2 protein-coding genes and 2 pseudogenes are annotated in these 2,954 nt (G+C 62.4%); all 4 read right to left on the minus strand.

Annotation, left to right across the window (positions count from 1 at the left end; all coding sequences use genetic code 11):
• Positions 1 to 129, minus strand: a pseudogene (locus EN993_RS33970) (molybdate ABC transporter permease subunit); the annotation flags it as partial.
• Between the two features lie 22 nt (positions 130 to 151).
• On the minus strand, positions 152 to 1,180 hold the full coding sequence (locus EN993_RS33975; RefSeq protein WP_126069616.1) for a sulfate ABC transporter substrate-binding protein: 1,029 nt from the start codon (positions 1,178 to 1,180) through the stop codon (positions 152 to 154).
• 221 nt (positions 1,181 to 1,401) lie between these two features.
• Entirely contained in the window at positions 1,402 to 2,085 is a 684-nt protein-coding gene (locus EN993_RS33980; RefSeq protein ID WP_348630450.1) for a M15 family metallopeptidase, read from the minus strand.
• A 57-nt stretch (positions 2,086 to 2,142) separates the two neighbouring features.
• A pseudogene (locus EN993_RS33985) lies at positions 2,143 to 2,954 on the minus strand (penicillin-binding protein 1C); the annotation flags it as partial.

Consider the following 2,954-nt stretch of genomic DNA (forward strand, 5'->3'; position numbering starts at 1 on the left):
CAGCCCCGACAGCGGGATGAGGATGATGAGGGTGAGGTAGGCAAGCGAGAAGCCGAGCGTCAATCCGAAACCCGGAATGACACTCGGCTGTCTGAACCGCCACCCAGCCTGCGCGGGTGCTGTGGTCATATCGTCCTGATCTAGATTTAGCTCACTGGGCCGGCTTGTAGATCTGGTCGAATATACCACCATCGCCGAAATGATAAGGCTGTGCCTTCTTCCAGCCGCCGAAAAGCGGATCGTCGATGGAGATCAGCTTGATATCAGGTGTCTTGGGCAGATCCGCCGGAGCCACGAGTTCGGGCTTGGCCGGACGATAGTGGTTCTTGGCGATGATCGTCTGCGCTTCCTTGGAATAGAGCCAGCCCAGATAGGCTTCGGCGACCTTGCGCGTGCCCTTGGCGTCGACATTGGCATCGACAATCGCCACCGGCGGCTCGGCCAGGATCGATGTCGGCGGGTAGACGATTTCGAAATTATCGGCGCCGAATTCGTCGAGCGCCAGATAGGCATCGTTTTCCCAGCCGATCAGCACATCGCCGATGCCCTTTTGCGCGAAGGTCACCGTCGAGCCACGCGCGCCGGTGTCGAGCACCGGGGCATTGGCGTAGAGCTTGCCGACGAATTCCTTGTTCTTGGCCTCGTCGCCGCCGTCATGGGCGTTGGCGTAGGCCCAGGCTGCAAGGTAGTTCCAGCGTGCACCGCCGGAGGTCTTGGGATTGGGCGTGATCACCTGGATGCCGTCCTTGACGAGGTCGCTCCAGTCATGGATGCCCTTGGGATTGCCCTTGCGCACGAGGAAGATGATGGTCGATGTGTAGGGCGCTGAATTGTTTTCGAATTTCTTGCGCCAGTCGGGATTGATCTTGTTCGACTTCGAGACGATGGCATTGATGTCGCCTTCGAGTGCCAGCGTCACCACATCGGCATCGAGGCCATCGATCACGGCGCGGGCCTGGGCGCCCGATCCGCCATGCGACTGCTGGACGGTGACCGTCTCGCCGGTCTCGGCCTTCCAATGAGCGACGAAAGCTTCGTCATAGGCCTTGTAGAGCTCGCGTGTCGGATCGTAGGACACGTTGAGGATGGTGGTATCGGCAAACGCGAAACCGAGCGTGCCTGATAGAACAGATGTGGCGACCAGTGCGCCGAGCAGTTTCCTGAAATGAGGTTTGGTCATTTCTGCCTCCGTTGAACCCGCGCCAAATCTACCGAATTGATAGAAATTAGATGCATTCAATGTTGCCTTTTTTGCCCCTCTTGAGAAAATGTTCGACGATATTTCATTGTATGGAGAAATATTTTCCTCCTGCGTCCCCAGGAAGAATCCATGCTGGCCACTCAGCCTATTTAGAAATGGGTGGTGCCGCGGCAAGGCCGTGTGGAATTTAGTCCGGCGCCTCAATCGGCGGTGATGGGAAAGTCGAAACGCTCCTTGGCGAACGGTTCCTTTGTCAGCGTGAAGTGCCACCATTCCCGCGCATAGTTCTTGAAGCCACCGGCGCGCATGGCATCGACAAGTATCTTGCGGTTGGCCGCCACCTCACTGGCGAGGCCGCGGTGGGCGGTTTCGCTCATCGGGTCAAAGCAGTCGAAGCCGGTGCCGAAATCGAGCGTGTCGGCATCGACCGCACCGCAGGCTGGGTTCGGACTGGACCTGCGGTCTGTCCGGGCGATGGCGACGTCGACGGTCGAGCCACGTGAATGGGTCGATAGTTCTCCGACATAGCCCTTGGCGATCAGGTCGCCGCGCCTGACCCTCGAATACCATTGCGGATCGGGCGGCCCATCCTGTTTCGTCCACTCGCCCATGTCGGTGACGGCGCGGGCAGGGCGATAGCAATCGAATACGACCAGGGTCAGGCTTCTGGCGGCGAGCGTCTTCTGGACGGCGGACAGTGCCTTTGCCGCCTGGTCGGTGAGGATGCAGGCCGGCGCGTCATAGCCGTTCACCCTGCGATGCAGAAAATTGTCCGATCCGGCGTAGCGGATGTCCTGGCGGATCGAGGGGTCGACATCGGCGAGCCGGACAAAGCCGGCGGGCAGGGCGTCGGCATGGGCCGGCGGAACGGAAGCTGCAAGCATCAGCGCGCAAAAGCCAATGCGCTGAATCGCCTGGCGCATTCTATTCAACGGACACTTTCACTCGACGAACACCTTGACGCTGGCCGCACGCCCCGCGGCGTCGATGACGGTCAGCGTCGAATAGCCGGCGCCGTCAGGTTGCCAGGTCGCGGTGCGGCGACGGTCGATGCCGGTGAGCGGCTTGCCGTTGGCCAGCCAGCGGAACGGCGCGCGGCCGCCTTGCAGCTTCAGCACCAGCGGCGAGGCGTCGACTGAATTGGTGCCGAGATCGACGCGGGCGCCGTCGGGCGGGAAGATGATGGTCGGTGCGGGTTCGGTTACTGTCGCCTGCACCAGTCCGTCCGACCCGGCCCCGAAGCGGGCGAGCGTCACCGGCAGGTCCTCACGCCTCGGGCTGAACACGCCGGGCGGCTTGCCCGGCAATGGAACGGTGGCCAAGCCCGAGCGGACAAAACCCTCGAAGAGGATGGGGGCGGCCGAGACATAGCCGGACAGGCCCGGCACCGCACCAGCGTCGGGGCGGCCGACCCAGACACCCAGCACATAGCGGCCGTCGAAGCCGACCGACCACGCGTCGCGGTAGCCGTAGGAGGTGCCGGTCTTGTAGGCAATGCCGCGCTGCAAGGCACCCTCGGGCGGCTTGACGCCCGACAATATGTCGATGATCTGCCAGTTGGCCTGACCGTCAAGGATGGTGGCGCTGGTGCGCTCGACATTGGCCGGCTCGGTGCCGTCATGCAGCGTGTGCGTCTTGCCGCCATTGGCGAGCCCTGTGTAGAGCTGGACGAGGTCGCGCAGCGTGACGCCTACGCCGCCAAGGCCGATGGCCAGGCCCGGCGCCTCGTTGACCGGCAGTATGGGGTTTACCC

This window comes from Mesorhizobium sp. M7D.F.Ca.US.004.01.2.1, assembly GCF_003997785.1.
GTDB classification, from domain to species: Bacteria; Pseudomonadota; Alphaproteobacteria; order Rhizobiales; family Rhizobiaceae; genus Mesorhizobium; species Mesorhizobium loti.

What these genes read in the sequence shown, in the direction of transcription:
- EN993_RS33975 (WP_126069616.1), bottom strand. Translation starts at nt 1,180, where the DNA reads ATGACCAAACCTCATTTCAGGAAACTGCTCGGCGCACTGGTCGCCACA.
- EN993_RS33980 (WP_348630450.1), bottom strand. Translation starts at nt 2,085, where the DNA reads ATGCTTGCAGCTTCCGTTCCGCCGGCCCATGCCGACGCCCTGCCCGCC.